7 protein-coding genes are annotated in these 4,035 nt (G+C 49.5%); all 7 read right to left on the reverse strand.

All coding sequences use genetic code 11. The features are described 5' to 3' along the window. On the reverse strand, positions 1-421 hold a 421-nt coding region (locus tag C5O24_RS11370; protein ID WP_133165555.1), incomplete at its 3' end, for a DUF3875 domain-containing protein. A gap of 2 nt (positions 422-423) precedes the next feature. Beyond that, positions 424-735, reverse strand: a complete 312-nt coding sequence (locus C5O24_RS11375) for a DUF4133 domain-containing protein (protein WP_107036581.1) — start codon at positions 733-735, stop codon at positions 424-426. Continuing rightward, positions 736-1,029, reverse strand: a complete 294-nt coding sequence (locus tag C5O24_RS11380) for a DUF4134 domain-containing protein (RefSeq protein ID WP_237613052.1) — start codon at positions 1,027-1,029, stop codon at positions 736-738. Positions 1,030-1,112: 83 nt separating this feature from the next. Further along, entirely contained in the window at positions 1,113-1,826 is a 714-nt protein-coding gene (locus C5O24_RS11385; protein ID WP_107036582.1) for a hypothetical protein, read from the reverse strand. Next, complete coding sequence (locus C5O24_RS11390) at positions 1,826-2,128, reverse strand: DUF3408 domain-containing protein (RefSeq protein WP_160899912.1); 303 nt, start codon at positions 2,126-2,128, stop codon at positions 1,826-1,828. Before C5O24_RS11390 ends, C5O24_RS11385 begins: the two co-directional genes overlap by 1 nt. Positions 2,129-2,147: 19 nt before the next feature. Continuing rightward, positions 2,148-2,579 carry a DUF3408 domain-containing protein gene (locus tag C5O24_RS11395; RefSeq protein WP_107036584.1) on the reverse strand — a complete coding sequence of 144 codons (432 nt, stop codon included), beginning with the start codon at positions 2,577-2,579 and terminating at the stop codon, positions 2,148-2,150. An 8-nt stretch (positions 2,580-2,587) separates the two neighbouring features. Then, positions 2,588-3,349 (reverse strand): ParA family protein, encoded by a 762-nt coding sequence (locus C5O24_RS11400; protein ID WP_107036585.1) that lies wholly within the window; start codon positions 3,347-3,349, stop codon positions 2,588-2,590. Between the last annotated feature and the right edge of the window lie 686 nt (positions 3,350-4,035).

Here is a 4,035-nt window from a genome sequence, read left to right on the forward strand (position 1 = left end):
CCTTCGGGGTTATTCGCCCTCGGCAGAGAGTTGAGAAGTTGCTCTGCTGACGCGCCCTTTCTTTCGTTGTCTTGGTAAGGAAGAGGTAACACTTATGGGCGAGGTATGGACGCTCGTTGAAGTGGCGTTCAAAACTCCTATCTAAAAAGGATAAATCATCCTTTTGGAGTTCCGGCTGATATTTCTCCGAACAGAACCAGTCCTGCTTATGCACTACCGAATAATGTGGCAACACCTTGATTGCCTTGCACCATGCACCGTGCATAGCCTCATATTCCTGTGAGGTGACGGTGAATAGCTCCGGCAGAGCAACCTCGAAAGCAACCGTTATGTCGGCATCCTTCGATATGATGCAACCGTGTTCCACCGCCAGCAAAGGCAGCTTTGTTTCGAGTGTCGTTGCTTTTAACGTATTCTTCATAGTCAATGTCTGATTAAGCGTTTAAGCCGTAGGCGGTTGATGATATACCGGGGACGATATTTCACCGAGGTAATCTTCATCAGACCGTATTGACCGTATTTCCCATTCAGGTGGAAAGTGTACCACACCAGAATTGAGGCACTCGCGGCACCAAACCCGATGCAGAACCATTGCGGGACACCGCACATATAAAGGATTACGAACAATACGAAGTCAATGATGAGACCTCCGGCGAAGATGAAAAGATATTGCGCTTTCAACCCCTTGTATTCCACTGTCCGGCCGATACCCTTGTTGATGGAATACGAAGCCATTTAGAGGAAGAAAGAGCGGAGAATGGTAGCGGCGACGATAAGGAAAATACAGGCACCGAACCACGAGGCAGCGGTCTTGCTTGTGTCGGGATCGCCTGACGAGAACTTGCCATAGACCTTGACACCGCCGATGAGACCTACCATAGCACCAATGGCGTAAATGAGTTTGGTGCCGGGGTCAAAATATCCACTTATCATGCTTGTAGCCTGATTGATACCTGACATTCCGTCACCTGCGGCCCACATCTGGACAGCGGCGGTGAGCAGGAGCATTGCCGCCATAGGACGGCGCATGTGTGGAGCGTTCATCCACGCTACGACACGGTTATACATCTTATTGAGGAATTTCTTCATACGCATTTCAGATTCGTTAATAATCAAGTTAAGATATTGAGATTTATCCGGTCAATGTCAACAGTGTCGATGGTCTTGGAATAGACCACCTTCTTCTTGGCGATGACCTCTTTGGTAAGCGGTTCATCTTCGTCGCCGTAGATAATCGAGAGGATACGCGTGCGCACTTTCGGATCAAGCGACAGCCGTTCTTCGATGACGGTTCCCTGAATCTCTTTGAGCGTTTCCTTGGCGGCTGCTGCTTCTTCGGGTGTGTGGGGCTCATCCTTTGCCACACGTACCGCACTTTCAAGAGCCTTGAAGTCCTGCCCGCCTGTCTGACGTTCCGTGATTTCAGGGGCGTCGCCGAATGACTCGCCCACAGTATGGTGGGTGAAAACCTCGTCGAGTCTCTCCTGCGGGATAGTCTTCTCCGGTTCAGGCTGTGCCGGCTCTTCAGGCGGAAGACCTACATCTTCCGGACTGGTCAGCTCTGTTCTTATCCTTGTCACTATTTCATCCACTTTCTCGTCAACTCTGGAGTTGACTTTTGCATCAATCAAGGCGTTGAGCCTGTCCATGTCATAGTGACTGCGACCCACGAGAGAATCGTCATCAGATCCCGATAATGCCGGAGAAGGTGTTTCTTCGGAATTTGTGGCCGGAGCTGGCGGATGTTTTTCCGCCGGCTTCTTCAGCACTTTCCCGATAAGATAGATGTTGCTTGCCAGCAACGCCACAATCAGCAATACTTCCATCAGAACAGAGGCCGGGTATTGGTGAAATAGATAGCGTTGATTGACTCGCGGTGTCGCTCCACGTGTTCGCGCACTATCTCGGTGACATAGTTCCCGACCGAAGCCCGGTTCTTGCCGACCGCTGCAACCATGCGGTTGAGCAGGTCGAACATTTCGTCGGAGATATAGACACGACAGTTGGAGTTGATGCGGTTTTTCGACAGGAACCGCTCCTGATATTTCTTCGCTGCCGCCAGCGATGGCGACTGCCGGTCGAGAGCGTCAGACAGTGCGCCTGACACGGCTCCCGACACCTTTTCCATAAATGGAGTAGAAGGGGGATTATTCATTACGATAGAAATTTTCTAATAAATCGTTGATAATTGCCTCGTTCGCCTTGAAATGGTCGGCGAGGACATTGTTGATATAAGTCGATACACTACAGCCCCATGTGCCGTTGGCGTCTTCCAGTCTCTTGATGACCTTCACGAAATCGGGGTGGATACCCACCTGCGGAAAGCGTTTGTTCGGACTCTTGTATTTCAGGGAATCAATATATTTCTCTTTGAATCCGATGACCGTTTCTGTCGGACTATCCTTGCTTGGTTTTGCATTTCTATTTCGTAGTTTCTTATCCTCGGAGACTGTCTGGGACTTCGTAATGTCGGAATCTTCGGATTTGCCGGTTTCGGAGGGGGTGGGCGGATATTCTTTGGCTCGAAAGTTTTCGACAAAACCTTCGGCATCGAAATCATTGTCATATCGTTTTGCCATAAGCCTTGTCAGAGCTTGATTATACCCAGAATCTCGTCAGCCAGTTCCACAAGACGGCTTCCTTTCAGGAGATTTTTGTCCGGTGGCAGAAGCGTCGAGCGAAATACTGCGCGGGCCGCATCTTTCGAGCCCTCCCTCCTATATTTCTTTGCATCCGGAAGCCTCGTTTTGAGTGTCTGCAACATCTGCTCTTCAAATACTTCCTCGTATCGCTCGTAGAGGTCTGTCTTCTCGCGTGCATCCACAAGATTCCATAGCATATACATGTCCTTGACCGAACAGCCTGAAACTGTCATGATCTCGTCGCGCACTTTCATGGCGAATGCAAGCGAACTTTCGAGGATGAGCTTGTCGGCAGCCACGGGACAGAAGATGTAGTCCATCAGGGATACTGTTTTGGCGACACCGGGGTTATTGATCGTACCGGGGAGGTCGAACAGCACGATGTCATAATCCTCTTTGCCGGACTCGATTATCGCCCGTGCTCTGTCAAGCGCGTCTTCAGGTTTTGTAATCAGTATGGGATAAGGGTCTCTCTGTATGCGTTCGCGCTGCTCCATAAAGTTCTTCTTGAACGCGGAGTTGATTCTTAGAATCTCCACATCGCGGTCCCGCATTTCCTTGATGCTGTACTGGGGATAATCGCAGTCCACAACGAGGACTTTCAGCCCCCGGACATAGTAGAGGTAACTCGCCATCAGCACAGTCAGGGTTGTCTTGCCGGCCCCTCCCTTCTGGGTGGAGAAGGCAATAAAAACAGGTTCTTTCATCGCTTTTGTAAGGGGTTAAACATAGGGTTGATACTCACGGGAAATGTTTGTCCTTACACACCACAGCCTGACCGGTCTTATCGTCAAAACCGGGATATGTACGGGCAAAAGTTTTGGACGGGGTTCTTGCGACAGCCTTAGGGTTGGACGGCTACGTCGCTACAGACAGACATCAGTCTGTGTGAAATGATGATACGGTGTCATGGCATTCATGCCGGCATCGAAGCGTCAGTCAGGCGTAGCGGCAATCCGAACAAACATAAACCTGATTGCTTTAGCGGACATTCACGGGGATGCTATGGCAGAAAGAAGACATTACAGTCATCGGAGTGAATGGACAATCTTAAAAATGGCAGTCCTTGTATAAGGTCTTTCAAATGTCAGTCAAAACTATCAGGCATCAGTTCCTTTAGACATTAACTTGAACGAGCGGATGCTTTGGCAGACATCAGAAATCACTTGCGTAATTATGCCTGTATTTCAGATTGTCAATTCGTGTGTGTGAATATCAGATATGACAGACGTGCGGTCGAGCATTCCTATAGACATTAACTTGAATGTGACGGCAGACGTGTTGGCTGATGTTCACGTTGCAAAGTTACTATATGTCTGTCCGTCAGACATAATTTCAGGGATGTGCGGTACTCGGTCGCCTCGCGTTGCCTCAAAGTGACGCGATATTGAAT

This window comes from Paramuribaculum intestinale (genome assembly GCF_003024925.1).
Classification (GTDB): domain Bacteria; phylum Bacteroidota; class Bacteroidia; order Bacteroidales; family Muribaculaceae; genus Paramuribaculum; species Paramuribaculum intestinale.

Excerpts from the sequence above, each read along its gene's own strand:
- C5O24_RS11375 (WP_107036581.1), bottom strand. The coding sequence starts at position 735 with ATGGCTTCGTATTCCATCAACAAGGGTATCGGCCGGACAGTGGAATAC.
- C5O24_RS11380 (WP_237613052.1), bottom strand. The coding sequence starts at position 1,029 with ATGCGCCGTCCTATGGCGGCAATGCTCCTGCTCACCGCCGCTGTCCAG.
- C5O24_RS11385 (WP_107036582.1), bottom strand. The coding sequence starts at position 1,826 with ATGGAAGTATTGCTGATTGTGGCGTTGCTGGCAAGCAACATCTATCTT.
- C5O24_RS11390 (WP_160899912.1), bottom strand. The coding sequence starts at position 2,128 with ATGGAAAAGGTGTCGGGAGCCGTGTCAGGCGCACTGTCTGACGCTCTC.
- C5O24_RS11395 (WP_107036584.1), bottom strand. The coding sequence starts at position 2,579 with ATGGCAAAACGATATGACAATGATTTCGATGCCGAAGGTTTTGTCGAA.
- C5O24_RS11400 (WP_107036585.1), bottom strand. The coding sequence starts at position 3,349 with ATGAAAGAACCTGTTTTTATTGCCTTCTCCACCCAGAAGGGAGGGGCC.